Source organism: Gammaproteobacteria bacterium, from assembly GCA_014075255.1.
GTDB lineage: Bacteria > Pseudomonadota > Gammaproteobacteria > UBA4575 > UBA4575 > JABDMD01.
In genome coordinates, this window is record CP046178.1 from 2,112,880 (window position 1) to 2,136,965 (window position 24,086).

Consider the following 24,086-nt stretch of genomic DNA (forward strand, 5'->3'; position numbering starts at 1 on the left):
TCAAAGAGAAAAAATAATCACTATTGCTCGAAAGCAGGAATATTAATTGCTAAGAGTTCGTCCGCCATCCACTGCAATGATTTGTCCGGTGATATAATTTGCATGGTCGATTAAAAACAATGCAGTTTCAGCAATGTCGTGAGGGCAGCCTTCGCGTTTTAATGCCGTTCGCGAGATAATTTCTTGGTGCATACCTTCGTAGTGTTCTTCTTCTGGCCACATGATGGCACCAGGTGCGATGCCGTTTACACGAATCTCAGGTGCGAGTTCGCGAGCCATGGATTTGGTGAACATAATTAATCCAGCTTTTGCGATGCTATACACGGAATAATCTTTTAAAGGCCGATCTCCATGTATGTCGACTATATTAATAATGCAGCCTTCGTTTTTCTTTAATTCTGTTGCAAGTGTCTGGGTTAAATACAAGGGAGCCTTTAGATTTACGCCAACAAGGTCTTCCCAGATTTCTTCAGTGACGTCTTTTAAGTCTGTAGGGTAAAACGATGAGGCATTGTTAATGAGTGCATCAATGCGACCAAATAATGCGATGCCTTGTTTTACTAACTTAGGGATTTGTTGATAATCTTTTAAGTCGCCTTTGAGTAGTTTTACCGAGTCTGCACGTTGAGAATTCAGACTACTCGCAAGAATGGTAGCTTCCTCGCCAGAGCTGCGATAATGTAGAACGATATTCATGCCCGCTTGATGTAAGTGTCGAACCAATTCTGCGCCTACACGTCGTGCGGCACCCGTAATCATGACTACTTTAGGTTTGCTCATCTTATTTTTCGTACCAGTATGTATTGCTAACAATTAGTACATAAACTTTATCATATCTGTTTTACCATTAACGCAATGTCTAGTTCACTACATTCAGGTCCGAAATCTAATATGCTCACTGCAGATCAGCAGCTTGTTACACAGCGCTGTATGACACGTATTCAAGCTGTCATTAGTGAAAAAGGTGAAATAGGGTTCGATGAATACATGCAGTTAGCACTGCATGACTCTGAGGTGGGGTACTACTGCCAGCAAGATGAAATCTTTGGTAAAGATGGTGATTTTACGACGGTGCCAGAAACCTCAGTGCATTTGGCATTCTGTTTAGCCCATGCTTGCGCTAAATTAATACGAGATGATGTGCAACGGTGTGTTTTAGAGATAGGTGCGGGTAGCGGTAAATTTGCATGCGATCTACTGGAATATTTAAAAATATGGGGAATGTTGCCTGGTCGCTATTATATTTATGAGCCTAGTGAAGCTTTAAGAGCTAAGCAGCGCGAACTGCTAACGCAAGAGCTACCTGAGTATGTTGAACAGGTAGAGTGGTTAACAGACTTGTCACACAATATTGAAACCGTAATTATTATTGCCAATGAAGTGTTAGACGCATTACCGGTTAATTGCATTGAAGTAGGGCCGCAAAAAATATACGAGAGATGCGTAACTATTAGCCAAGAAAATGAATTAGTTTGGATGCTTAAAGAGCCAACCGAAAAACTGGATGCTGCAATAGACTTTATTACCGTAATGTTGGATGAACCGCTTGCCGAGGGTTACCAAAGCGAAATTAATCTACAAGTTGAGCCTACGCTTTCATCTTGGGCAAGTAGCTGTGAACAATGTGTAATGTTTTTAATTGATTATGGTTACCCACGTCATGAGTATTATCACCCACAGCGCCATATGGGCACACTCCGTAGTTATTTTAAACATCAAGTATCAGAAGATGTCTTCATCAATCCAGGACTTCAAGATATAACTGCCGACGTAGACTTTTCCGCAGTAGCAAGGATGGCTTCTTATATTAGTATGGGAGTGTTGTCCTTTAGCTCTCAACGCAACTTTATGTTGGCGAATAATTTATTGGACTGGCAACCTTCTGCAGACACTGAGGTGGAACGTATTGCACAGATTGCACAACTTAAACAACTTACACTAGGGTCTGCAATTAGCGAACGTTTTCAAGTAATGGTGTTGGGTAAAGGCATAGATTACGGTGCAGATCGATTCACTATGCGAGATATGCGCACAAGACTTTAAATTTAAATACTAAATTATAGAATAGAAAGATATGGGGACACTACAGGCCTTTTTGCTCGCACTAGTTCAGGGGTTAACTGAGTTTCTGCCTATATCTAGCTCTGCGCACTTGGTATTGTTGCCTGTTGTTATGGAGTGGCAAGACCAAGGTTTGGTGATGGATATTGCTGCGCATCTCGGGAGTTTATTTGCTGTTCTATTTTATTTCCGCCACGATTTAAATAAATTGAGTAAAGGGTGGTTGCAATCTTTTAGCACAAATAATTCTAGTAATGAAGATGCGCGTTTAGCCTGGCTAGTGCTGTGGGCAACGTTACCTATTTTTATCGTCGCACTACTGGTGCAAGCTTATTTAATCCCGCATATGCGCAACGCAGTGGTGATTGGCGTTGCTTCTATTGTATTTGGCTTGTTGCTTTGGCATGCGGATAAAAGCGGCAAGCAAACACGCCATAACTACGATCTAACAATGCGTGATGCCTTGCTGGTGGGTATAGCTCAGGTTTTTGCGTTAATACCCGGTGCTTCACGTTCCGGGGTTACGATGACTGCAGGAATGTGGTTGGGGCTAACCCGCGTTGAAGCAGCGCGCTTTTCTTTCTTATTAGCTATCCCGACGATACTGGCTGCTTCTTTATATGGCGGCTATAGGAGTTTGCAGCACGATGTAGTAATTAATTGGGGACTTACTCTGGGGGTGGTCGTTTGTTCAGCTATTGTGGCTTTCTTATGTATTCACTGGTTTATAAAATTCGTTAGCCAAATAGGGATGTTGCCGTTTGTGATTTATCGAGTAGCACTCGGCGGTTTGTTACTGTTCTTTTATCTATAAAAATCTAATCTCGATTTTTTATCAATTCATGCAGCAGTGCTAATTGCGCTTGCTTGATATTGTTTGCAAATTTTTCGCCGCTAACTTTTTCGCGCACCCAAGTGTCGATGCTTACCTTTTCAATTTCTGCTGCGGCTTTGCGCAGCCATGTTTTTTGTTTATATGTATCTCTCTTATTTGAAGAGATGTAAATTGCTTCGCAAACATCAAGTAGGGTTGTAAAGCGTTCAGGGTTTCTTCTTGTGTCTAATCTGTGTAATAACTTGAGTAGCTCATGCTCATCAAGTTGCAATGAATGATGACACTCATGTTGCATATTCACAGTGAGTGTTAATAATTTCTTACAATTGTTTGATAACGGGAAGGTATCGGTTAACTTCTTTATGTTGATGTATTCATCTTTTGTTTCGTTAAAATAGAGGCCACCAACAAATCCAGCAAATCGAATATTGGGATCACCATATTGTTTTGCTATCGTATTCAGCGCCGCAAGCCCAAGTTGATTGCTGTCTGTATCTGAAAACTGATAATAAAAGTATGGGAAAACTTGTGCTAAGGCGTTGCTTGCTTCCAGCACTTTAAAATATTCACCTGGAGTATCGGTTAATAAAGCTTTACTAGTTTCTTGCCAAATACGCTCTAGTGATAGCTCTCTTAATTCCCTAGTGGATACTATTTGGCGCATGAGTATCAAAGTTTCATGCTCTATTTTGAAACCAAGTGAGTGTAACTTTGCAGCAAAGCGAGCTACACGTAATACCCGCAAAGGGTCTTCAGAGAAGGCGCCTGAGACATGTCGCAGGATTTTATCTACTATATCTTGCTGTCCTCCATACGGATCTATGATTACACCGGTTTCGTGTTGTGCAATAGCATTAATAGTTAAATCTCTACGTAGTAAATCTTCTTCTATCGTTATATCTGGTGAGGTATAAACTTCAAAACCTTTGTAGCCACGACCTTTTTTCCTTTCAGTACGAGCCAAGGCATATTCTTCTTTGCTCTGTGGATGTAAAAATACTGGAAAGTCTTTGCCAACAGCTTTATAACCTTTAGCTTCCATGTCTTCAGGACTTGCGCCGATGACTACCCAGTCACGTTCGGTAACTGGGATACCTAAAAGTTCATCGCGTACTGCGCCGCCGACTAAATAAACTTCCATTGTCAGAAATTGTAAGTGTGATAACGTAAAAGCATGATAAAGCTTATGGGACGAGCAAGCACTGCAGTGCTGCTATTGGTATGTGTTTCAGGATGTAGCACGATTGATTATTACCATCAGTCTATTTCGGGGCATTTTAAATTAATTTCAAAGCGTGAGCATATTGCCGATATCGTAAACGATCCTGCGCGAGACGAGAAACTAATAACGCAATTAAATCTGGTAGAAGAGTTACGCTCATTTGCTAGTGACAGGTTGAAATTACCTGACAATGATAGCTACCGTAGTTACGTTCAGCTAGATAAGCCCTTTGTCACATGGAATGTATTTGCAGCTCCTGAGTTTTCTAGCAATCTGCAGCAGTGGTGCTTTTTGGTGGTGGGCTGTGTTCCGTACCGAGGTTATTTTGATGAGATTGAAGCAAATAGTTATGCCGAACAACTATCTGGACAAGGTTTTGATGTATATGTCGCCGGCGTGCCGGCCTATTCCACACTAGGATGGTTTGATGGCCCATTATTGAGCAGCATGTTGGATAGGGGAGAAATTGTGACGGCTGCGTATATTTTTCATGAGCTCGCCCACCAGCAGTTTTATCTAAAGGGTGACGGTGCATTTAATGAAGCTTTTGCTACTGCAGTGGAGGAAATTGGCGTGCAGGAGTGGTTGCAGCAGCAATTCCGCGGGCAAGAGGTACAACGTTATGATGATTGGCTGCTACAAAAATCGATTTTTTCTGAGTTTGTTAAAAACAGTCGTGACGAATTTGAATTGTTATATCTACATGAATATGACATCGAAAAAATGCAAGCTGAAAAGGAAATCCTAATCTCTGAAATGAGAAGAAAATTTGCAGTTCTGAGTAGTGAGAATAATCAAATTGCTAGATACTCTAAATGGATGGCGGGGCCATTAAATAATGCGCAACTAGGAGCAATTTCTTTATATCGTGAACTGGTGCCTTCGTTTCGAAGAATTTTCGGATTGTGTGGGAATAATCTTGTTAGGTTTTATGGTTATGTTGAAATGATTGCGGAACTGCCAGAAGAACAGCGTGTAACAACACTGCATACTACTGAAGTATGCCAATAGTAATTTATTAAGTTGAGCGCTTAGCTCGAAACTGTTTGTACCCAGGTATATTTTGGAGATAGCCCGGCACAATAGATTCTAAAGCTGTAGGGCAAAGCTTAGCATCAGTGCATACGCTATCTTTTTGTAACGAGCGATAGTTGTCAATGGAAAAAGGTTTGCCTGGTATAAATTCAAGGATGCCAGCTTGTAATTTGGAAGCCCAGTTAGGTAAGCCAAAAACAGTTCTTCGCAAGTTGCTCATATTTGCTACATACTTTACTAATACTTTTAGACTGTATTGTTTCGGACCACATAGATTAATTCTTTGCTCAAATGTCCGCTTGTCAGTGAGCGCATCTGCCATTACTTGAACTACATCATCAACATATACGGGTGCAAATTTAGTATTTGCACAGGCGAGAGGAAATACTATTGGGGTGAGCTTAAGGATACTAGCAAAGCGATTAGTAAATGAGTCTTCAGCGCCAAATATCACTGATGGTCTGAAACTAGTCACTGCAATTTTATTTGCTGCAAAGGTGTGTACATAATTTTCAGCTTCACCTTTGGTACGCAAATAAAAGCTCTTTTCATCTGGGCTTGCGTTCAAGGCGCTCATATGTAGAAGTCTCGGTACCTTGCAGGTAGAACACATAGTAATAACTTTGCGGGCGAGTTCTACATGCGCCACATGGAAGCCATTACCATCGCGCCCTTTCTCATTGAGGATGCCCACTAAGTTAACCACTGCATCGCAATTTTCAAAGTGTAGTTTTAAATCTCTTTCATTATGAACATTTGCTTGGTTCAGCTCTAAAGAAGGCAGCACTAATAAGTCTCTGTGTCGTTCACGCTGCCGAGTCAATACCTTTACTTGGTGACCACGTTTAACCAGTTCAGCGCATAGGTGACTACCTACAAAGCCTGTTCCCCCTAATACGCATATCGCTAAGTTTTTCATTTGCTATTGTTGATTAGAATATTCGCGTGAATTATGAATAAGCCGCTAGGTTTTTGATAGCATATTCTGTGTATGTCAATAAAATGTCGAGCGTGGCATTCACGAAAATCTGCATTAGGAAGGGTGCAACTTAGGCTAAAATTTCACCGTTTACAGCCATACTATTGTGAAAACACGGCATTTATCGGTAAATTTAGCCATATTTGCCATGCTGGCCAGTAAAGGCTTGTAATCATATTAAGAATGCATAAAAATACAGCTATCTACTTTTGACCCCCTTGAGAGCGCCATTCCAGGTGTTCGAGTTTTCAAACAAATTTTTTAATCAATCGGAGTTTTACTAAGTGAGCGAAAGTATTTGTCACGTTACTGATGACAGTTTTGAAGAAGAAGTATTAAACAGCGAGCAACCTGTGTTAGTTGATTATTGGGCAGAATGGTGTGGCCCATGCAAGATGATTGCCCCACTTCTGGATGAGATTGCTGGCGATTATGAAGGCAAGCTTAAAATTACCAAGCTTAATATCGATGACAATCCAAATACACCACCAAAGTATGGTATTCGTGGGATACCAACATTAATGATTTTCAAAGATGGTAATGCCGAAGCGACTAAAGTCGGTGCATTATCAAAATCACAGTTAACGGCGTTTATTGATCAAAGCATTTAACCAAAATATTTACCAAGAATTTAAACCTTTCGCATAATCTTCATTTCACCTAAATAATTAATACAAACTAAAAATAAATACCAACCGTACTAGATTACTCGTCTAGTAATTTTTCATAAATTTTCCCAAAAAATTTACCAAAAAACTTACTAGATATTTCTTAGATAACGTTCCATAAGCGTTATAAAAAATGCAAGCAATGAACGATTGCATTGCTGCAAAAATCATCCTTTACCTATTTAACCAACAGACTTATATGCTATGAATTTAACCGAACTAAAAATAAAACCAGCTGCTGAATTGATTGATATTGCTGCGGATATGAAAATCGACAATTTGTCGCGATCACGTAAGCAAGACATTATATTTTCAATTCTTAAAGCGCATGCCAAGAATGGTGAAGATATTCTCGGTGATGGTGTATTAGAGATTCTGCAAGATGGTTTTGGATTTTTACGTTCTGCGGATTGTTCATATCTTGCTGGGCCAGATGACATATATGTTTCCCCTAGCCAGATTCGCAGATTTGGCTTGCGTACTGGCGATACCGTTTCAGGGAAAATTCGTCCACCAAAAGATAGCGAACGTTATTTTGCTATGCTTAAAGTGGACAAGATTAACTTCGACAAACCTGAAAATGCTAAGCGCAAAATCTTATTTGAAAATTTAACTCCATTACATCCGGATGAGCGTTTGAAGCTTGAACGCGGCAATGGCAGCACTGAAGATATTACTGCACGAATTATTGATATCTGTGCGCCGATTGGAAAGGGTCAGCGCGGTTTGATTGTTTCACCACCTAAGGCTGGTAAAACGTTGATGCTGCAAAACATTGCGCAGAGTATTACAACCAATCAGCCTGAGTGTTTTCTCATCGTATTACTAATCGACGAAAGACCGGAAGAGGTCACCGAAATGTCACGTATGGTGCAGGGTGAGGTGGTATCCAGTACTTTTGATGAACCCGCTAGTCGTCATGTGCAAGTTGCTGAAATGGTCATTGAAAAAGCGAAGCGCTTAGTGGAACACAAGAAAGATGTTGTGATTCTGCTGGACTCGATTACACGTCTTGCACGCGCCTATAACACGGTGGTTCCTGCATCAGGTAAGGTGTTAACTGGTGGTGTGGATGCCAACGCATTACAAAGGCCAAAACGATTTTTTGGTGCTGCGAGAAATATTGAAGAAGGTGGCAGTCTTACCATAATTGCAACTGCGCTAGTAGAAACGGGTTCTAAGATGGATGAAGTGATCTACGAAGAATTTAAAGGCACCGGTAATATGGAAATCCATATGGACCGCCGCATTGCAGAAAAACGTGTATTCCCAGCGATTAACATTAATCGTTCAGGCACGCGTCGTGAAGAATTAATCACCGATAAGGATGAGTTAGCCAAAATATGGGTATTGCGCAAGTTCTTACATCCTATGGATGAGATCGAAGCGATTGATTTCATGCTAGCGCGTATGCAATCTTCCAAGACTAATAATGAATTTTTTGATGCGATGAAAAGGTCGTAAGGTACAAGTCTTGATGAAACGCTCATAAATAACGTTTCTATTAGATGCTAGGCTTTCTGCTGGTGGCTTTTAAACGCTAAAACCTGAAACACCCTATCAATTGTATTGTCAATGGTCTCGGGACTCGCATGCAATTGTGCCAGTACTCGATGCCCAAATAACAAAGTCATTAAAAAGCGTGCTAACTCAATAGGATTTTCTTCACATATAATTTCGCTATTCTTTTGTGCTTTAACTAATAGTACATAAATGCGTGATTCAATTTCTTGAAGCTTTAACTGTACATAGTAACGTAATTCTTTTTCATCGTCGGGTATCTCAAATGCGCCGTAGACGAGTAGGCAGTGTGCATCGGGAGTGCGGTTCGACATGCTATCTCCCGTCATTTTGAAAAAAGCTTTTAATGCGTCTAGGCAGTTGTCATTTTGTTCATCACAGGCATCCAAATACGCAACTTGGCGTTTTGTGTAGTACTCAATAACTTCCGTATATAAACCTGATTTGTTTTCAAAAGCAGAATAGATGCTGCCAGGCTGCAAGCCGGTAGCTTTAGTGATGTCTTTTATGGTGGTACGTTGAAAACCATTACGCAAAAAAACTTGCGATGCTTTATCAAGCACATCATCCCGCTCAAAAGCCGGTTGCCGCCCCATAGCAATCATCCCCTATGACATTAATTTGTCGCTCAGCAATTAAATAATTGTTGAGCAGTTGATCAATTATAAATGTAAATATATGTATTTATTTATTATTTCTACTCAATATAAGTGATTTATAATAACTGTCAATGTAAGTAAAGGCTTATGGCTATATTAGAGCACTTAAATATAAGTAAACGGTGAGCTGCTTGGATAATGCGTCGCGTTAAAGTTAGCGAGAAAGGTTGTGAATGCTATAAATAGCTTAAAATGCAATAAATATTTGTTTAACAAAAGTTATATTAGTAAGGGCAAGTTGCTAATAATAATTGAGTAAGCGCTCAATAATTATTTTTTAATGGCACGATAACCGATATCATTTCTATAAAACATATTCGGCCAGTTTATTTTTTTTACAACTTTGTAGGCAAGCTTTTGAGCCTCCGTAATATTGTCTCCAAGTGCGGTTGCGCATAATACACGACCGCCATTGGTTACAACATTGCCATCATCTATTTTGGTGCCAGCGTGAAACACTTTTTGTGTTGCAGAATCTTCAGGTAAACCTTGGATGATTTCACCTTTTTTGTAATTTTCAGGATATCCTCCTGCTGCAAGCACGACACCTAATGCAACGCGAGTATCCCACTTAATCGTGTGTTGATCTAATTGTTGATTTGCTCCCGCTAAACACAGTTCAGCAAAATCTGATTGCATGCGCATGAGTATCGGTTGGGTTTCAGGATCACCAAACCGGCAATTAAATTCCAGTACCTTGGGCGTTAAGTCCTCGCCGATCATCAGACCGGCATATAAGAAACCGACATAGGGAGTACCTTGCTTAGCAAATCCATTCACAACGGGTGTAATCACTTGATCTAATATTTTTTGATGCATAGCCGTGTCTACTATGGGTGCTGGAGAGTATGCGCCCATGCCGCCGGTGTTCGGTCCTTGGTCACCATCGTCTCGTGCTTTGTGATCTTGTGAGCTAGCGAGTGGCAAAATGTTTTTACCATCCACCATACAAATAAAACTCGCTTCTTCACCTTGGATAAACTCTTCCACCACAATGCGATGTCCTGCATTGCCAAAACTTGAGCCACTGAGCATGTGTTCAGCGCATTGCAAGGCTTCTTGTTTGTTTTGTGCAATTACAACACCTTTGCCAGCGGCTAAACCATCCGCTTTGATAACGATTGGGAAAGATTGCGAGGAAATAAAATCTTCGGCTTCTTGGTAATTAGTAAAAACTGCGTAGCCACCGGTTGGGATACCGTTTTGCTGCATGAATTGTTTAGCAAAGGCTTTAGAGCCTTCTAGTTGCGCAGTTGCAGCGGTGGGACCATAGATGGGTAGTGATGATGGGTTAAATTCATCAACAATACCTGCTACTAAAGGAGCCTCTGGGCCGACTATTGTGAGATCAATTTTTTCTTGTTTTGCAAAAGATTTCAGTTCAGAAATATTTTCTACATCGATAGCAATATTTTCAGTTTTGGTTTCAACTGCGGTGCCTGCATTTCCAGGTGCTACAAAAATTTTAGTAACGCTAGGAGACTGACTTAATTTCCATGCCAATGCATGTTCGCGGCCGCCGCCGCCAATGACGAGTATTTTCATTTAATGTATCTAGTATTATTTTTGGTTATAAATCTGGCAATAAAATTAGGAATAATTTGTTAGCACGTAGGCTAGAGCTATAGGCAAAGTAATCATAGCGAATAGGTTGCCGAGTAACACTATAGATGCAACGGACTTCGGTTGCTGATTAAATCTTTCTGCAAATAAAAAATTCATTACCGCAGGGGGTAAGGTGCCAAAGAGAAGTAAAGAGCCTGCCTGTATTGCAGTGAAGTCAAATAACATTACTAATGCGAAGGCAATGCAGAATCCTACCGTTGGAGTTAGCACTGCAAACAGTAAGCCTATTTTCCATTCTTGTAAGTCGATCGATGCTATGCGAACGCCTAATGAAAATAACATTAATGGAATAGCTATTTGACCAAGCATGGTGATGGGTAGCATGGCGCTTTCAGGAATCACGATAGGTGATACGTTGATGGCTAATGCGACGATAGCCGCCCAAATTACAGTTTGTCGCAACAGAACCTTGATGCCCTGTCCTGCACTTAGAATATATGTGCCTAGGCCATAGTGCAGCAGGTTACCTACTAAAAATAAAACCAAGCCAGTAACCAAACCAGGCTTACCAAACGCAAGGCTCATGATGGGTAAACCAACATTGCCCGCATTATGAAACATCATCGGAGGTGCGATCGTGCGTAAAGGATAATGGGTGAGTTTAGAAATCAAAAAGGCTATGACACCAGCGAGTAGAACAATTGCTAACCCAGCTAGGGCCAATGATATATGTGGCGCTAGTGAAAAAGTTTTGTCACTTAGAGAAGAAAAAACCAATGCCGGCACAAATACATCTAAATTAAGATGGTTTGCGGTACGCATTTCTAGCTTTGAAGTGCGCCCTAATACAGCGCCCACTGCCACGATCGCAACAATCGGGAACATGATGCTGATAATTTGAGTAATAAGCGCCATGTGGTATTTAGATTCTCTAGGTCAGTTTATTAAGTATTTGAGCTAGAGATATTGTTCGGCTAGTTGTTGCTCCTGCAATACTTGCATACAGTACATCCATGTAAATACGCGTTACAAAAGGTCAGCTCAAATTAATGACGGAAGTGTCGCATGTTGGTTAACACCATTGCCATGCCAAGCTCATCAACCGCCTCAATCACATCTTTATCATTAATAGAGCCACCCGGATGGATGATCGCTGTAATTCCATTCTCATGTGCTGCATCGATGGCATCTCTAAAAGGAAAAAATGCATCTGAAGCCATAACCGATCCTGCAACTACTAAGTTAACATCCTGGGCTTTAATCGCAGCGATGCGAGCAGAATAAATACGACTCATTTGACCTGCACCTACACCAATAGTTTGTTGATTGCGTACATAGACGATGGCATTAGATTTAACAAACTTAACTACCTTCCATGCAAATAAGAGGTCAGTGAGTTCTTGTTCAGTAGGTTGGCGTTTAGAAACAATTTTTAGATCATCTTTTTTGATAACTCCTAAGTCTCGGTCTTGTACTAATAGGCCGCCAATGACGCGTTTGTAGTCAAACGACTCAAAGGTGCCGTCCCACGCTCCGCATTCAAGTACGCGAACATTTTTTTTATCTGCTAAAACTTTACGAGTTTCATCTGGAATAGTGGGTGCAATTAAAACTTCAACAAACTGACGATCAATAATGGCCTTAGCAGTGTCTGCGTCTAAGGCTTGGTTGAAGGCAATGATGCCTCCAAATGCGGATGTAGGATCCGTTTGATAAGCAAGCTCATAGGCTTGTAAAATAGTATCTGCAGTTGCAACGCCGCAAGGATTGGCATGTTTAACGATTACACATGCAGGGGTTGTAAACTGTCGCACACATTCTAATGCAGCATCAGTGTCTGCAACGTTATTATATGAAAGCTCTTTGCCCTGAATAACATTTGAGGTTGCAACACTAGGTTCGAGCACACCTTCTTCTATGTAAAATGCACCACGCTGATGTGGATTCTCTCCGTAGCGTAGAACCTGTGATTGTTGAAACTGAAGATTAAGCGTGCGAGGAAAGATTTCGTCACTATTCGGTAATTTCTTGCCTAAATAGTTTGCAATCATGCCGTCGTATTGTGAGGTGTGCTCAAAGGTTTTAACTGCAAGATCAAAGCGCAGCTCATCATCTAATACACAATCGTTACTATTGAGCTTATCTAGTATCGTTACATAATCTGCAGGATTAACTACAACTGCAACATGCTGATGATTTTTGGCTGCTGCACGTAACATGGTGGGTCCACCAATATCGATATTTTCAATCGCATCTTCTAGTGAGCAGTCCGGATTCGCTACTGTAGCGGCGAATGGGTATAAATTAATGACCACTAAATCTATTGGCGGAATATCATGTTGTTGCATGACCTCATCATCAATCCCACGACGCCCCAGTATACCGCCATGAATTTTAGGGTGTAATGTTTTAACCCGGCCATCCATCATTTCGGGAAAGCCAGTGTGGTCGGATACTTCTGTTACAGAAATTCCATTTTCACTAATTAATTTGGCGGTGCCGCCGGTAGATAGCAACTCAATTTTTAATTTACTTAACTCGCGCGCGAAATCAACGATGCCGGTCTTATCGGAAACGCTGATTAAGGCACGCCGAACAGTTTGTGGCCCTATATTTGCCAACTAGGAATAGCCAGGGAAAAGATCTAATTTAATTCGAGGGTTAGTGCAGTTGGCCTACTAGTTTAGGCCGTATAATTTAAGTTTTTTGCGTAGCGTACCGCGGTTGAGTCCTAGGCATCTGGCAGCTTTGGTTTGGTTGCCATTGCAGTATTCCATTACCGATTCAAGTAGCGGTCGCTCTACTTCTTCAGTAAACATTTTATACAGCTCTTCAGGCTCGTGACCACTTAAAGAGTTTAAGTAAAGGCGTAACGAATTTTTTACATTGTCACGCAAAGGCGACTTGCGACGCTCTTGATGTAAAGTGGCTACTTGTGCTGTAGAAAATGATGCATTCATGCGGCTAACTCCGTTATGTTTGTATGCTGATTTTTAAAGAATTCTTTTAAGTATTTTTGTTGTTGCTGTGGGCAATCTGCTTTCAACAACAAATCTTTATATATCGCATAGCCTTTATAATTTTTTAAGTACCAAGTGATATGTTTTCGAGCAACACGTACTCCCACGTTAATTCCATAATGCGAATACAACCCAACTATGTGAGTGAGTACTACGCTTTCGATTTCTTCCAATGAGGGTGTAGGCAACGTCTTTTTATTTTGTAATAGGTAATTTACTTGATTAAATATCCAAGGATTACCTTGCGCCGCTCTTCCAATCATAATCGCATTTGCTCCAGTAAAAGCCAAGACCTTTTTTGCAGTTTGTGGTGAATTAATATCACCGTTTGCAATTACTGGAATTGACACAATATTTTTTACAGATTTTATTGTGTTGTATTCAGCATTGCCCTTATACATGCATTGACGTGTGCGTCCATGTATGGCAAGCGATTGTATGCCTGAAGATTCAGCTATTTTTGCAATGTTTATTGCATTGCGTTGTTTGGGGGTTATACCGGTACGTATCTTTAGCGTAACTGGTGCATCTACTGCATTAACTACCGCTTCTAAAATGTCGCCAACATTTTTTTCGTCGGCTAACAGGGCTGAACCTGCATTACTTTTACAAACTTTTTTTGCAGGACAACCCATATTGATATCAATAATTTGCGCGCCTTTGTCGATACAAAGTTTTGCAGCAGTTGCCATAATTTGTGGTTGCGTTCCTGAAATTTGCACAATGCGTGGTTCAGGATCGGTAGGTTTGATAATGCGTTGCGAACTTTTATTGCTTTTCCACTGTGCAATATCTGAGGTAAGCATTTCAGCTACCGTTGCAGCGGCGCCTTGTTGCATACAAATATTGCGATATACGCTATCTGTAATGCCTGCCATAGGGGCTAACAACACGTTACTAGAAAGTGTATATGGCCCTATTTTCAAGGGCTTATAGTTAACAGAATGTTTAGTGGAATTCGAATTCATATGCGATCACTTTATTGCCAGGATCTAACACTTCTAGGCGTGCGCCTACCGGTTGATCTGTGGGCATAAGTGTATCCGCAAGTGATTTATTAACAAGGTAGTCTTTTGGGCTAAAGCGACGTACGGCAACAATTTTTCCATGGGTGTCGAGTAATGTGATCTCTAACAATGGATAAGCTTGCGCTAACCGGCCCTGGTTTACAAAAGAGGTAGTTATCATTAACGCTTCTTTTACGTTCGGATGTGTATATATATTACGGTTGAGAATTTTAATTGCGTTTAAATCACGTTGATTGTTTTCGCCACAGCCGACAGTATTACAAAAACCATTTACCCAAACGCGAGGCAGAATCTCTATATTTTGCCAGTAATTAATTTGTCCGAGAAAAAATAGCGCCAAGCCAATAGCACCTAATGTAAAAACAGCAATTTGAATAGGGCTATTTGTTTTAGTGAGTATATTGCCGCCAAAGTCATCGCGAATAACAGTTGGAATTCTTTCTGCATCCGTTAATGCGTCATCATCGCTTTGCTGCTCAAACTCAAGAGCCTCTGCATCGCCCGCTTCAGTATTTGTATCGTCGCTGGGCCATGGGTCATCGTTAAAGTCTTGGTTGTTTTCTGGATGCCAAGGTTCTGGGGTGGTTGCATTGGGATTGTGATCTTTTTCTATATGATCGCTACCATTAAAAACAGAATCACAAATTCCGCATCTAACTAAACCCTCTGCCATATGGAGTTGTTCAGTGGTGACACGAAATACAGCACGACACTCTGGGCATTTGGTATACATTGTTAAGTAAGAACTATAACTTTATAGATTAACTTTAAATTTAACTTAGAGAAGCTTCAATTAATAACCATTTATTTTTCGAGTGAATAGTATCGAACTTAAAAGTGGGTTCATATACCTGCTTTATTTGGTCAAGCTGTTGTTCGAGTATACCGGATAAAATTATTTTGCTAGTAGGTGACATGACTTTGGCGAAGTCTGCACTATATTTTAGTAAGGGTAATAACAGGACGTTGGCAATTAATACATCGCAGGTTTGCTGTGGTGGGCTGTCTGCTAACAATGTATGTAATCTTTTCTCATCCACATTATTTTTACTAGCGTTTAAAAGAGTTGCTTGTACGGCTTGTGGGTCATGATCGATGGCTACAATGTGTTTGGCGCCTAGGTAATATGCGGCAATGGCAAGAATTCCAGAGCCACATCCAAAATCCATTACGGATTTATCTAATAACGGGTAATCGGCTAGCCATTGCAAGCACAATTCTGTTGTTGGATGCGTGCCGGTGCCGAAGGCTAAGCCAGGGTCGAGTTGAATATTAACTGCAAATGGATCTGGGCATGTCATCCAGCTAGGACATACCCATAAGCGATCACTAAACTGCATAGGCCGCAAGTTTTGCATCCATATTTTTTGCCAGTCTTGATCTTGTATTGGCCGCTTACTGAGCTCAACGGAAGCCGTTAAGGCTTCCTCAATAGGTTTTTGCAATGTTTCTATTTCGATATCTTCTACAAACAATGCGCTTAGTGTGATGTGTTGCCAAAGTGGTGTGGTATCCACTTCCTCAACGAAAATAGGGCAATCTTCTGCATCTACAGTACTGATTGACACAGCGCCAAGTTCATCGAGCAGGATCTCAGTGGCGAGGTATTGATGACGTTCGAGACGTAAACTAATTTCAAACACAATAAAGTGTTGTTGGTTCTAAAATAAAGCTGGTTATGTAGAAAGTTTAGACTCGAGGTAATGAATATTGTGTTGCTCGTTAACATACACTTCGTCCAGCATTAGATCTTGTAATAAAGGAACGTTAGTGACGATACCCTCAATCACGATTTCATGTAGTGCTCCACGCATCCTGGTCATGGCGCCTTCTCGACTATGGCCAATAGCAAGTAATTTGCCGATCATGGAATCATAATAAGGAGGAACGGTATAACCATTGTACAAGTGTGTGTCTACTCGTATGCCAGGTCCACCAGGACAATGAAAATGAGTGACTTTGCCAGGGCAAGGAAGAAAGGTGTATGGGTCTTCGGCATTAATCCGACATTCAATGGCATGCCCACGAATTTTGATGTCGTCTTGAGTAAACGTGAGTTTTTCGCCTGCTGCAATTAACAGTTGTTGCTTGACGATATCAATGCCAGTAATCATTTCTGTAACGGGGTGCTCTACCTGAACGCGAGTATTCATCTCGATGAAATAGAACTCACCATTAGCATATAAAAATTCAAACGTACCTGCGCCTCGATAACCTATTTGTCGACAGGCTTCAGTAATGCTTGCGCCAATCCTTTCGCGTTGTTCGGGAGTAATGCCAAATGCAGGCGCTTCTTCAATTACTTTTTGATTACGGCGTTGCATAGAACAGTCACGTTCACACAAATGGATCGCATTACCATGTTCGTCCGCTAATACTTGGAATTCAACATGACGTGGATTTTGCAGAAATTTTTCTATAAATAAACGATCATCATTGAATGCAGCGCCTGCTTCATTACGAGTAATAGAGATGGCTTCGACTAAGTCTTCTTCGGCTTCCACAACGCGCATGCCTCGTCCACCACCACCACCGGCAGCTTTCACCATAACGGGATAACCGATTTCTCGAGCGATTTCTTTTGCCCGATCCATGTCTTCACTAAGTGATTCATTGGTACCCGGCACGCATGGAACGCCCGCTTTCTCCATGGCCTTTTTTGCTGCGATTTTGTCGCCCATCATGCGAATCGTTTCAGACTTTGGCCCAATAAATACAAAACCGCTCGATTCGACGACTTCGGCAAATTCTGCATTCTCTGATAAGAAGCCATAACCAGGATGAATAGCCGTGGCATCAGTTACTTCTGCGGCACTGAGAATGGCAGGGATGTTTAAGTAGCTATCAAGCGAAGAAGCAGGACCAATACAAACCGATTCATCAGCCATACCAACATGCATTAAATCTCGATCAGCTTCTGAGTGTACCGCAACGGTTTTGACTTCCATATCGCGACAAGCGCGCAATATACGCAGTGCAATTTCGCCGCGGTTGGCTATTACAACTTTTTCAAGCATAAGAATTTAATTATTTTGGGTTGAGTAATTTAAGCTTACTTAATCATTCGATGATAAATAACGCTTGGCCAAATTCTACAGGTTGCGCATTATCAACTAGCTTAGCTTTAATAACGCCTGATTTGTCTGCTTCTATTTGGTTAAGCATTTTCATGGCTTCGATAATACAAAGCGTTTCACCGACTTTTACAGACTGGCCCACTTCAACAAAAGAGGGTTGTCCGGGAGCTGCAGCTTCATAAAATGTGCCTACCATAGGCGAATTCACACTATGCCCACTTGGTACAGCATCTTGTGCATCAACTACTGGCGCTTCAGCAGCAACCGCAGGCACTGGAGCAAGTGGCGCCGCCATAGCTTGGGGAATCATTACTTGATTGTTTGCAACCCCGCGACTAATACGTACCGATTCTTCGCCTTCTTTAATTTCTATTTCGGCTACACCCGATTCATCCAGTAATTCGATTAGTTTTTTAACTTTGCGTATATCCATGATCTACTCTTTATTAATTTCTTTATTAATTATTTTCTTTTTAACTTTTTGATGCTTACGTTATTTAGAAGTAAGTTTGTTATGTGCAGCCTCAACAGCTAGCTCATAACCTTTAGCGCCCATGCCCGATATCACGCCTACCGCTATATCGGATAAAAATGAATGCTGACGAAACTCTTCACGTGCAAACACGTTAGATAAATGCAATTCGATAAAGGGAATGCTTACACCAAGGAGTGCATCGCGTAGCGCGATACTGGTGTGTGTAAATGCGCCGGGGTTAAATATAATCATATCCACGTCATCCACCTTGGCTTGATGAATACGATTTACTAATTCGTGCTCTGCATTGCTCTGAAAGTGTTGTAGAGGATAACCATGCGCTTTAGCGGCATCATGTGCACGCTGCACCACATCCGCTAGTGTTTCATGGCCATATACTTCGGGCTCGCGTTGACCGAGCAGATTTAGGTTAGGACCGTTTAAGAGTAAGAGCTTATGCATAAATTTGTTATTAACTTGCCGCTAATTGTAGTTAACTTGCAAGTATCTTAGTTATTTTTCGAGTCTACATGAAAAAGCAGTTAAATCCACTCTATTTATTGTTAAATTACTAATTTTTAGAATTTCAAAGAAGTTATACTTAATTTCATGTAATTTAATGGAATTTAGTAATATATGACCTTTCAAAAAAATAATAGCCTGCTGATCCGTCTAACTTGTAATATCCGGCCTGGTTTGGCTGTCATACTAAAGCCATGTCCTTTAATTTAAGATACAAAATGTCCCTCATATTTAAAAACTTTCGCTGGACGATACTAGCAGTAGCGCTGATTTTAATGGGTAGCTGGTTATTTGCAGGAAAAATGCAAGCCTCGGCTGAGACCAATAAGCAAACAACCACTGCAGTTTTTGCAGGTGGATGTTTTTGGTGCATGGAGCCACCGTTCGATAAACTAGCAGGTGTTATAGAAACTACTTCTGGTTATACCGGTGGGCACACTGAAACCCAACCTACAAACAAGTGTCGTCTGATACCACCGGACATTTCGAGGCATTGGAAGTAACCTACGATCCAAGCAAGATTGATTACGCAACGTTATTAAATGTTTTTTGGCATAACGTTGATCCGCTTGATGCACATGGACAGTTTTGTGACAAAGGAGAAAGTTACCGCACCGCAATTTTCTACAACAGTGATGAACAAAAAAAATTAGCATCAGCTTCAAAGAAAGATTTAGTCGACTCAGGTTACTTTAAGGAAGAGGTAGTTACTGATGTTGTTGCGGCTAAAAAGTTTTATCCGGCAGAAGATTATCATCAGAATTATTATCAAAAGAATCCAGTGAGATATAAATATTACCGTTTTGCCTGTGGTCGAGATAATCGGCTTAAGGAGTTATGGAATAATTCTGCTGGAATTAAAGGAGATTTAGTTCCTATGTCTACTAAAAATGGTAACTAATGGTATGAGTGAGACGGTATTAAATGCAGTACGTAAGGCCAGTGCCCAATGGAAATCTGCTTTTAATTCTGGTGATGCAAAAGGTTGTGCAGAACAATATGAAAATAATGCGGTTATGCATGCACGACCGTTTGGTACTTTTACTGGTGTTGTCGAAATACAAAGCTTTTGGCAACAACTAATTGAAGATGGATTTTCAGATGTTGAATACATCAACCTCAAAATTGAAGTGATTAATGAGACCAGTGCACTGCTAACTTCTGAATGGAAAATGAATAAAGCAAAGGGTGTAATTCATAAAGAATTATGGGTCTTGCAAGAAGATGGTTCCGCCAAGCTTAGGGAAGATGATTTTGAGGCAAAGAACTAACTAATCAATGAGTGTAATGGAGCGTTTCTTGGGTGATGGGAAAAGCATGTAAGAGTTACATTTAGAATGACCGCGTTCGACCCAAAGCGGACATTTTGCAAACAAAAATAATGCTGTTATTAAACATCAAATTGTGAAATAGGCATCTAAAATTAATCTTCATAGCTAATAAGGTTATTTATAGTCTAGTTACAGAATTGGAGGTTTAGTGAATAATTGGCTTAGTGTTGTAATAATAGTTATTAGCTTCCATGTGTACTATTTAGTCGCACATTCAGAAACTAAAGTATATAAATATGTGGATGAAAACGGCAAAGTCGTTTACACATCTAACCCGCCAAACAATTCAAACAACATTGAAGTAATAGAGGTAAATGAAGCTAACACTATCCCTCCGCTTCAAATTAAAGCTAAGCAAAACGAGATAAAACAGCAGCATGATAGTGTAACTAATCGAATTAAAGAAAGAATGAGTGATAGGGAAGAGCGTACTGCTGAAATTAAAGAGGCAAGACTAGAAGTAACTAAGAAAAAAGAAGCTTTAGAGAAAGGAAAAACACCACAAGCTGGTGAGCGACTTGGTACGATTGGCGCTCTGACTGGTAATAAAACTCGATTATCGCAGAAGTACCATGATCGAGTTTCGCTATTAGAAAAAGAACTAGAGACTGCCGAAGATAAATTGAAAGAAGTGCTAAAAAAGAAAAAGTAAAATGTCCGCTTCTGGCCGGAAGCAGACATAAAATAGATACGTTAAAAATAGTTAGATACACATATGCAAGAGTAATGAGTTGAAAAACAATGATCTAATTACTTCGGTATCTGAGGATGTATCAAAAAGTTTAGTTATTGTACTGACTAGTTCGCTAAGCCTGCTTGTTTATCTTCCTTTGTATCTAGCCCGTGATAAATTACCGGTTTGGCTAATATTGTTCTTGGAACCTAGACTCGTTATTTCAGGTGTGTTGCTAATAGGATTAGGGGTTTATATTTGTGCAAGGGCTATTCGCAAGCGATTAAATTGAAAACGAGTCAACTACAAATTCAATGACCGCTATTGGCCGGTATAAATATGCTCCTGCGTTACTCTATCTCCTGCATCCATGCAGTTGTGTCTCCCGCGACACTTGTGCATCCTGCACATCGTCCTTGCGCTTACTACTTTAGAGTTTATCGATGACTAAGTTGACCATCGTGTCATCATTTTCGTCTCTAACCTTAAGTTGGCCATCGCCAAATTTTTGAATACACCGAGTAGCGCGCTGAATGGCCATGTCCAGTTTGTAATGACTGGTATCAGGCCCGCGGCCATCGGTTCGATGATTAATCCACTTTTGGCCTTCGCGGTAAACAATTCGATTGTTATTGTCTTTCATGAAACATTTCCATATGTATATTTAAGTGCAATAAGCCTATATTTTCAGCCCATTTAATTATTCGCCAACTTCTGTTTCTTCTGTGGAGTCATTGCAAAAGAATTCAGTAGCTTCATCACTTGTAACCCATTTAGGTACAAGTTCGCCTTCATGTTGACTGCCTTCAGGACATAACAAAACAACCTCTACGGGTACGGGCTGAATGATAAGTGGTTCGATAGTGCGAACATTCTCGGATGCATAGCTTGTTAGCGTTAACAGCATAAAGCAAAGCACGCTTATGAATTGTGTGTAGCGTCTTTGCATAATCATGAATCCAACTTTTGATATTCTTTAAATATCGCCTGAAAGACTTTTTTTGGTAGGTTGGTCTCGGTGAGTTCCAAGCCTTCCGTTCTACGATCGCAGCTGACGCGTCGATTCATAGCGACAATTATTCCATTGCTGTCGCGCAATGGGAAAGACACATTTGAGTTAGCTACTCTACGATCTTTACCAGATCGTCGATTTGTTTGGGCATTCATGTTCTTACATCCATGTAATTGAACAGTGATTACCTTATCAAGGGTTTAACTTAATATGATCAGGTATTTATACCGTTTAATGCTTAATATCGACCGCTTGTGCGGACTATAGTCAGCTTTCTTGAATATAGGCGCACGAGATGTATCTAGCGCGAAAACAAATTTAATTAATAGAGTGAAATAACGCGATCGTTCACAAAGGTATAGCGGGGTTGTTTATACCAACCATAGAGTAGCGACTTGCGAGGTTCTTTGTGCACCTTGGTGTCATAAATTTTAAGTTCACCTGTTACAGGGTTCATCCAGAAGTCTAGATCAAATAATTTCTTAGACTCTCCTACGACATGAAAATCAGTGCAGGCAAAATAGGTGCTACTGTTAATTTTTCGTACGGGATCATGAATTTTAACGAATCGCAATGCGAGCATTTCCCCAGTTTTATCGTCACGTAAATGAAATATGCCATCGACATCGGCTTGTGCTGCAATGTGCTTCAGCATGGCGTCTTTAATATCTTCTACGTAATACTTGCGAGGAGATTTGTCCGAGTTAGGGTGCACATCATTATTTTTAACTGCAGATTCAGTGTCCCCTATAGCATTACCTCCGAAGGCAATCAACAATCCAACCATTAGGCCAGCACTTAAAGTGACTAGAAATTTCATTTATTAGTTCTCATGTTGATTACTTTCGAGAGTTAACAGTTTAGTGGCTACTCTTCTTCAGCCGGTTCACCTGCATGTTCCTTATGCTCAGCAGCATCACCCGCGTGCTCTTTAGATTCAGCAGCATCACCCGCGTGCTCTTTAGATTCAGCAGCATCACCTGCATGTTCCTTTGTTTCTGCAGCTTCACCACCGTGCTCTTTCTTCTCGGCTTTATCGCCAGCATGCTCGCCTGCATTAGCTACCATTAAAGGTGCTGTCATCAGTAGTAGAAGCGTCGCCAATATTTTCATAAATTTCATAATCAAACTCCTGGTTGTTTGCCTAAATGGCATTTTTATAAAATGTTGTATTTCAAATTCTTTCTGAGCTTAGGTGTAATCTACTTTTCTTCTGCAGCTTCGCCACCGTGTTCTTTTTTCTCAGCTTCATCGCCTGCGTGTTCTTTAGTATCTGCAGCGTCACCGGCATGTTCTTTCTCGGCTTCATCACCTGCGTGTTCATGGTTGTCACTACTGCAGGCTACAAGTAAGTACATTGTAAGCAGCAAAGTGGCTAATAATTTCATAATGTTCATGTTAAATACTCCTAGTTCGTTGGCCTATATGGCAAAGTTTATATGACAGCATTCTACGGGCTGCTAGCTGGTTTCTCTGTTTTCACGCAAGGTGGATACAGTTTGTTCTGGGTTAAGGTTCAAGTTATCACTACGGAATGGCTCTAGTAACCATGCGACAGGTGAAAATACTAGATGTCGTCCCTCTGGTAATCCTAAAGCATCTTCTGCTTGAGTGGTTGCACCGCTATTCTCGGGTTGAGAATAGGTGCCAAACACGCGATCCCAAATACTTAAGATCGTAGAAAAGTTAGCATCACCGTAACGTCGGTCAACCGCATGGTGCGATGCATGGAAACGAGGTGTGACGATGATCCACGATAACCATCGTTCAATCCAATCAGGGAAATCAATATTACTGTGATGAAATTGCGCACATAAACTAATAAGTCCCTCAAACAGGAACCAAGCCACTACGGTGGGCCCCCAGATAACGACCCAAAGCGCTTTAATAAATGATGAAACCAGTAACTCTGTCGGATGAAATCGTAGTGCAGTGGTTACATCCATTGCGGTGTCGGAATGATGGGCCTTGTGGAAGCGCCATAAAATGCTTACACGGTGATTTGCACGGTGCCAAATGTAATCGAAAAAATCGAGTACCACTAAAGACAAAATTATCTCGGTCCAACCCACAAAATGTAGCCAGCGTGAGATCCCCCACCCTTCTTCTTCTACATAAACGATCCACAGTAAAAAAGGGACATAGGCTAAAATTCGAATAGTAACAGTATTTAATGCAGCAATTCCGGAATGAAAGGTAATGCGTTTTAAGCGCGACCCACGCCATGGGCGAGCGGGGAAAAATGTTTCTACGCTAAGGAAAAGCACCAGACCCACTACAAAGACAATGAGTTTTCCGGTATCTAAATTGAGATCCATTTGACCACTATAGCTTAAGTTCTTAATTGCTTAGTTACAAAATACGACAGGCATGTACTACGTAAAGTTCATGCCATTAATAAC

The 24,086-nt window shown here is 40.8% G+C and carries 28 protein-coding genes and 1 pseudogene; 8 read left to right on the top strand and 21 right to left on the bottom strand.

Annotated elements, in window-relative coordinates; translation table 11 throughout:
• Positions 1 to 42 precede the first annotated feature (42 nt).
• Positions 43 to 780, bottom strand: coding sequence for a pteridine reductase (locus GKR92_10735; protein ID QMU62144.1), 738 nt, complete (start codon positions 778 to 780; stop codon positions 43 to 45).
• 75 nt (positions 781 to 855) lie between these two features.
• Between GKR92_10735 and GKR92_10740 the strand changes: the two genes are divergently transcribed.
• Both GKR92_10740 and GKR92_10745 read left to right on the top strand, forming a co-directional pair.
• A complete protein-coding gene (locus GKR92_10740; GenBank protein ID QMU62145.1) occupies positions 856 to 2,043 on the top strand; it encodes an SAM-dependent methyltransferase in 1,188 nt (395 codons plus the stop codon).
• Between the two features lie 31 nt (positions 2,044 to 2,074).
• Positions 2,075 to 2,875 (top strand): undecaprenyl-diphosphate phosphatase, encoded by an 801-nt coding sequence (locus GKR92_10745; GenBank protein QMU62146.1) that lies wholly within the window; start codon positions 2,075 to 2,077, stop codon positions 2,873 to 2,875.
• A gap of 4 nt (positions 2,876 to 2,879) precedes the next feature.
• Here the strand turns inward: GKR92_10745 and GKR92_10750 are convergent, their stop codons facing one another.
• Positions 2,880 to 4,037 carry a multifunctional CCA tRNA nucleotidyl transferase/2'3'-cyclic phosphodiesterase/2'nucleotidase/phosphatase gene (locus GKR92_10750; protein QMU62147.1) on the bottom strand — a complete coding sequence of 386 codons (1,158 nt, stop codon included), beginning with the start codon at positions 4,035 to 4,037 and terminating at the stop codon, positions 2,880 to 2,882.
• A 33-nt stretch (positions 4,038 to 4,070) separates the two neighbouring features.
• Between GKR92_10750 and GKR92_10755 the strand changes: the two genes are divergently transcribed.
• A complete protein-coding gene (locus GKR92_10755; protein ID QMU62148.1) occupies positions 4,071 to 5,129 on the top strand; it encodes an aminopeptidase in 1,059 nt (352 codons plus the stop codon).
• Positions 5,130 to 5,136: 7 nt separating this feature from the next.
• Here the strand turns inward: GKR92_10755 and GKR92_10760 are convergent, their stop codons facing one another.
• Complete coding sequence (locus tag GKR92_10760) at positions 5,137 to 6,072, bottom strand: NAD-dependent epimerase/dehydratase family protein (GenBank protein QMU62149.1); 936 nt, start codon at positions 6,070 to 6,072, stop codon at positions 5,137 to 5,139.
• A gap of 344 nt (positions 6,073 to 6,416) precedes the next feature.
• On the opposite strand from GKR92_10760, the gene trxA reads away from it, so the two are divergent.
• Complete coding sequence (trxA, locus tag GKR92_10765; GenBank protein ID QMU62150.1) at positions 6,417 to 6,743, top strand: thioredoxin TrxA; 327 nt, start codon at positions 6,417 to 6,419, stop codon at positions 6,741 to 6,743.
• Between the two features lie 261 nt (positions 6,744 to 7,004).
• Complete coding sequence (gene rho, locus GKR92_10770) at positions 7,005 to 8,264, top strand: transcription termination factor Rho (protein QMU62151.1); 1,260 nt, start codon at positions 7,005 to 7,007, stop codon at positions 8,262 to 8,264.
• Positions 8,265 to 8,311: 47 nt separating this feature from the next.
• Here the strand turns inward: rho and GKR92_10775 are convergent, their stop codons facing one another.
• The 11 genes from GKR92_10775 to aroQ all read right to left on the bottom strand — a co-directional run bounded on the left by GKR92_10775 (position 8,312) and on the right by aroQ (position 18,608).
• Positions 8,312 to 8,926 (bottom strand): TetR family transcriptional regulator, encoded by a 615-nt coding sequence (locus GKR92_10775; GenBank protein QMU62152.1) that lies wholly within the window; start codon positions 8,924 to 8,926, stop codon positions 8,312 to 8,314.
• Between the two features lie 324 nt (positions 8,927 to 9,250).
• On the bottom strand, positions 9,251 to 10,525 hold the full coding sequence (gene purD / locus GKR92_10780) for a phosphoribosylamine--glycine ligase (protein QMU62153.1): 1,275 nt from the start codon (positions 10,523 to 10,525) through the stop codon (positions 9,251 to 9,253).
• Positions 10,526 to 10,570: 45 nt separating this feature from the next.
• Positions 10,571 to 11,461, bottom strand: coding sequence for an AEC family transporter (locus tag GKR92_10785; protein QMU62154.1), 891 nt, complete (start codon positions 11,459 to 11,461; stop codon positions 10,571 to 10,573).
• 131 nt (positions 11,462 to 11,592) lie between these two features.
• Positions 11,593 to 13,158, bottom strand: coding sequence for a bifunctional phosphoribosylaminoimidazolecarboxamide formyltransferase/IMP cyclohydrolase (gene purH, locus GKR92_10790; GenBank protein QMU62784.1), 1,566 nt, complete (start codon positions 13,156 to 13,158; stop codon positions 11,593 to 11,595).
• Between the two features lie 66 nt (positions 13,159 to 13,224).
• Positions 13,225 to 13,506 (bottom strand): DNA-binding transcriptional regulator Fis, encoded by a 282-nt coding sequence (gene fis / locus GKR92_10795; protein QMU62155.1) that lies wholly within the window; start codon positions 13,504 to 13,506, stop codon positions 13,225 to 13,227.
• Positions 13,503 to 14,534 (bottom strand): tRNA dihydrouridine synthase DusB, encoded by a 1,032-nt coding sequence (gene dusB, locus GKR92_10800; protein QMU62156.1) that lies wholly within the window; start codon positions 14,532 to 14,534, stop codon positions 13,503 to 13,505. The genes fis and dusB overlap by 4 nt, the downstream gene beginning before the upstream one ends.
• Positions 14,515 to 15,327, bottom strand: a complete 813-nt coding sequence (locus GKR92_10805) for a DUF3426 domain-containing protein (protein ID QMU62157.1) — start codon at positions 15,325 to 15,327, stop codon at positions 14,515 to 14,517. The genes dusB and GKR92_10805 overlap by 20 nt, the downstream gene beginning before the upstream one ends.
• A 40-nt stretch (positions 15,328 to 15,367) precedes the next feature.
• Positions 15,368 to 16,240: a 50S ribosomal protein L11 methyltransferase gene (gene prmA / locus GKR92_10810; protein ID QMU62158.1), complete on the bottom strand. Its 873-nt coding sequence runs from the start codon at positions 16,238 to 16,240 to the stop codon at positions 15,368 to 15,370.
• A gap of 30 nt (positions 16,241 to 16,270) precedes the next feature.
• Positions 16,271 to 17,611: an acetyl-CoA carboxylase biotin carboxylase subunit gene (gene accC, locus GKR92_10815; protein ID QMU62159.1), complete on the bottom strand. Its 1,341-nt coding sequence runs from the start codon at positions 17,609 to 17,611 to the stop codon at positions 16,271 to 16,273.
• A gap of 43 nt (positions 17,612 to 17,654) precedes the next feature.
• Positions 17,655 to 18,104, bottom strand: a complete 450-nt coding sequence (locus tag GKR92_10820; protein ID QMU62160.1) for an acetyl-CoA carboxylase biotin carboxyl carrier protein — start codon at positions 18,102 to 18,104, stop codon at positions 17,655 to 17,657.
• A gap of 60 nt (positions 18,105 to 18,164) precedes the next feature.
• Positions 18,165 to 18,608, bottom strand: coding sequence for a type II 3-dehydroquinate dehydratase (gene aroQ / locus GKR92_10825; protein ID QMU62161.1), 444 nt, complete (start codon positions 18,606 to 18,608; stop codon positions 18,165 to 18,167).
• 278 nt (positions 18,609 to 18,886) lie between these two features.
• On the opposite strand from aroQ, the pseudogene msrA reads away from it, so the two are divergent.
• From msrA to GKR92_10840, 3 genes and pseudogenes are all read left to right on the top strand, one after another.
• Positions 18,887 to 19,569: pseudogene (msrA, locus tag GKR92_10830) on the top strand (peptide-methionine (S)-S-oxide reductase MsrA).
• Complete coding sequence (locus GKR92_10835; protein ID QMU62162.1) at positions 19,559 to 19,939, top strand: isochorismatase; 381 nt, start codon at positions 19,559 to 19,561, stop codon at positions 19,937 to 19,939. Before msrA ends, GKR92_10835 begins: the two are co-directional and overlap by 11 nt.
• 196 nt (positions 19,940 to 20,135) lie before the next feature.
• Positions 20,136 to 20,651: a DUF4124 domain-containing protein gene (locus GKR92_10840; GenBank protein ID QMU62163.1), complete on the top strand. Its 516-nt coding sequence runs from the start codon at positions 20,136 to 20,138 to the stop codon at positions 20,649 to 20,651.
• A gap of 451 nt (positions 20,652 to 21,102) precedes the next feature.
• Here GKR92_10840 and GKR92_10845 read toward each other — a convergent pair whose 3' ends face one another.
• From GKR92_10845 to GKR92_10875, 7 genes are all read right to left on the bottom strand, one after another.
• Positions 21,103 to 21,315, bottom strand: a complete 213-nt coding sequence (locus tag GKR92_10845; GenBank protein QMU62164.1) for a hypothetical protein — start codon at positions 21,313 to 21,315, stop codon at positions 21,103 to 21,105.
• 57 nt (positions 21,316 to 21,372) lie between these two features.
• A complete protein-coding gene (locus GKR92_10850) occupies positions 21,373 to 21,621 on the bottom strand; it encodes a hypothetical protein (protein ID QMU62165.1) in 249 nt (82 codons plus the stop codon).
• Positions 21,622 to 21,623: 2 nt separating this feature from the next.
• On the bottom strand, positions 21,624 to 21,839 hold the full coding sequence (locus tag GKR92_10855; GenBank protein QMU62166.1) for a hypothetical protein: 216 nt from the start codon (positions 21,837 to 21,839) through the stop codon (positions 21,624 to 21,626).
• Positions 21,840 to 22,006: 167 nt separating this feature from the next.
• The gene (locus GKR92_10860; protein QMU62167.1) at positions 22,007 to 22,504 is read right to left on the bottom strand and encodes a hypothetical protein; all 498 of its coding nucleotides are present in this window, start codon (positions 22,502 to 22,504) and stop codon (positions 22,007 to 22,009) included.
• 47 nt (positions 22,505 to 22,551) lie between these two features.
• Complete coding sequence (locus GKR92_10865; protein ID QMU62168.1) at positions 22,552 to 22,806, bottom strand: hypothetical protein; 255 nt, start codon at positions 22,804 to 22,806, stop codon at positions 22,552 to 22,554.
• 80 nt (positions 22,807 to 22,886) lie between these two features.
• Entirely contained in the window at positions 22,887 to 23,081 is a 195-nt protein-coding gene (locus GKR92_10870) for a hypothetical protein (GenBank protein QMU62169.1), read from the bottom strand.
• 63 nt (positions 23,082 to 23,144) lie between these two features.
• Entirely contained in the window at positions 23,145 to 24,002 is an 858-nt protein-coding gene (locus tag GKR92_10875) for a sterol desaturase family protein (GenBank protein ID QMU62170.1), read from the bottom strand.
• Positions 24,003 to 24,086 lie beyond the last annotated feature (84 nt).

What these genes read in the sequence shown, in the direction of transcription:
- GKR92_10860 (QMU62167.1), bottom strand. Translation starts at nt 22,504, where the DNA reads ATGAAATTTCTAGTCACTTTAAGTGCTGGCCTAATGGTTGGATTGTTG.
- GKR92_10760 (QMU62149.1), bottom strand. Translation starts at nt 6,072, where the DNA reads ATGAAAAACTTAGCGATATGCGTATTAGGGGGAACAGGCTTTGTAGGT.
- GKR92_10875 (QMU62170.1), bottom strand. Translation starts at nt 24,002, where the DNA reads ATGGATCTCAATTTAGATACCGGAAAACTCATTGTCTTTGTAGTGGGT.
- GKR92_10785 (QMU62154.1), bottom strand. Translation starts at nt 11,461, where the DNA reads ATGGCGCTTATTACTCAAATTATCAGCATCATGTTCCCGATTGTTGCG.
- GKR92_10820 (QMU62160.1), bottom strand. Translation starts at nt 18,104, where the DNA reads ATGGATATACGCAAAGTTAAAAAACTAATCGAATTACTGGATGAATCG.
- GKR92_10850 (QMU62165.1), bottom strand. Translation starts at nt 21,621, where the DNA reads ATGCAAAGACGCTACACACAATTCATAAGCGTGCTTTGCTTTATGCTG.
- aroQ (QMU62161.1), bottom strand. Translation starts at nt 18,608, where the DNA reads ATGCATAAGCTCTTACTCTTAAACGGTCCTAACCTAAATCTGCTCGGT.
- fis (QMU62155.1), bottom strand. Translation starts at nt 13,506, where the DNA reads ATGAATGCATCATTTTCTACAGCACAAGTAGCCACTTTACATCAAGAG.
- GKR92_10740 (QMU62145.1), top strand. Translation starts at nt 856, where the DNA reads ATGTCTAGTTCACTACATTCAGGTCCGAAATCTAATATGCTCACTGCA.
- GKR92_10745 (QMU62146.1), top strand. Translation starts at nt 2,075, where the DNA reads ATGGGGACACTACAGGCCTTTTTGCTCGCACTAGTTCAGGGGTTAACT.
- GKR92_10855 (QMU62166.1), bottom strand. Translation starts at nt 21,839, where the DNA reads ATGAATGCCCAAACAAATCGACGATCTGGTAAAGATCGTAGAGTAGCT.
- rho (QMU62151.1), top strand. Translation starts at nt 7,005, where the DNA reads ATGAATTTAACCGAACTAAAAATAAAACCAGCTGCTGAATTGATTGAT.
- dusB (QMU62156.1), bottom strand. Translation starts at nt 14,534, where the DNA reads ATGAATTCGAATTCCACTAAACATTCTGTTAACTATAAGCCCTTGAAA.
- GKR92_10755 (QMU62148.1), top strand. Translation starts at nt 4,071, where the DNA reads ATGATAAAGCTTATGGGACGAGCAAGCACTGCAGTGCTGCTATTGGTA.
- GKR92_10835 (QMU62162.1), top strand. Translation starts at nt 19,559, where the DNA reads ATGGTAACTAATGGTATGAGTGAGACGGTATTAAATGCAGTACGTAAG.
- GKR92_10775 (QMU62152.1), bottom strand. Translation starts at nt 8,926, where the DNA reads ATGATTGCTATGGGGCGGCAACCGGCTTTTGAGCGGGATGATGTGCTT.
- GKR92_10750 (QMU62147.1), bottom strand. Translation starts at nt 4,037, where the DNA reads ATGGAAGTTTATTTAGTCGGCGGCGCAGTACGCGATGAACTTTTAGGT.
- accC (QMU62159.1), bottom strand. Translation starts at nt 17,611, where the DNA reads ATGCTTGAAAAAGTTGTAATAGCCAACCGCGGCGAAATTGCACTGCGT.
- GKR92_10865 (QMU62168.1), bottom strand. Translation starts at nt 22,806, where the DNA reads ATGAAATTTATGAAAATATTGGCGACGCTTCTACTACTGATGACAGCA.
- purD (QMU62153.1), bottom strand. Translation starts at nt 10,525, where the DNA reads ATGAAAATACTCGTCATTGGCGGCGGCGGCCGCGAACATGCATTGGCA.
- GKR92_10805 (QMU62157.1), bottom strand. Translation starts at nt 15,327, where the DNA reads ATGTATACCAAATGCCCAGAGTGTCGTGCTGTATTTCGTGTCACCACT.
- GKR92_10845 (QMU62164.1), bottom strand. Translation starts at nt 21,315, where the DNA reads ATGAAAGACAATAACAATCGAATTGTTTACCGCGAAGGCCAAAAGTGG.
- GKR92_10735 (QMU62144.1), bottom strand. Translation starts at nt 780, where the DNA reads ATGAGCAAACCTAAAGTAGTCATGATTACGGGTGCCGCACGACGTGTA.
- GKR92_10870 (QMU62169.1), bottom strand. Translation starts at nt 23,081, where the DNA reads ATGAACATTATGAAATTATTAGCCACTTTGCTGCTTACAATGTACTTA.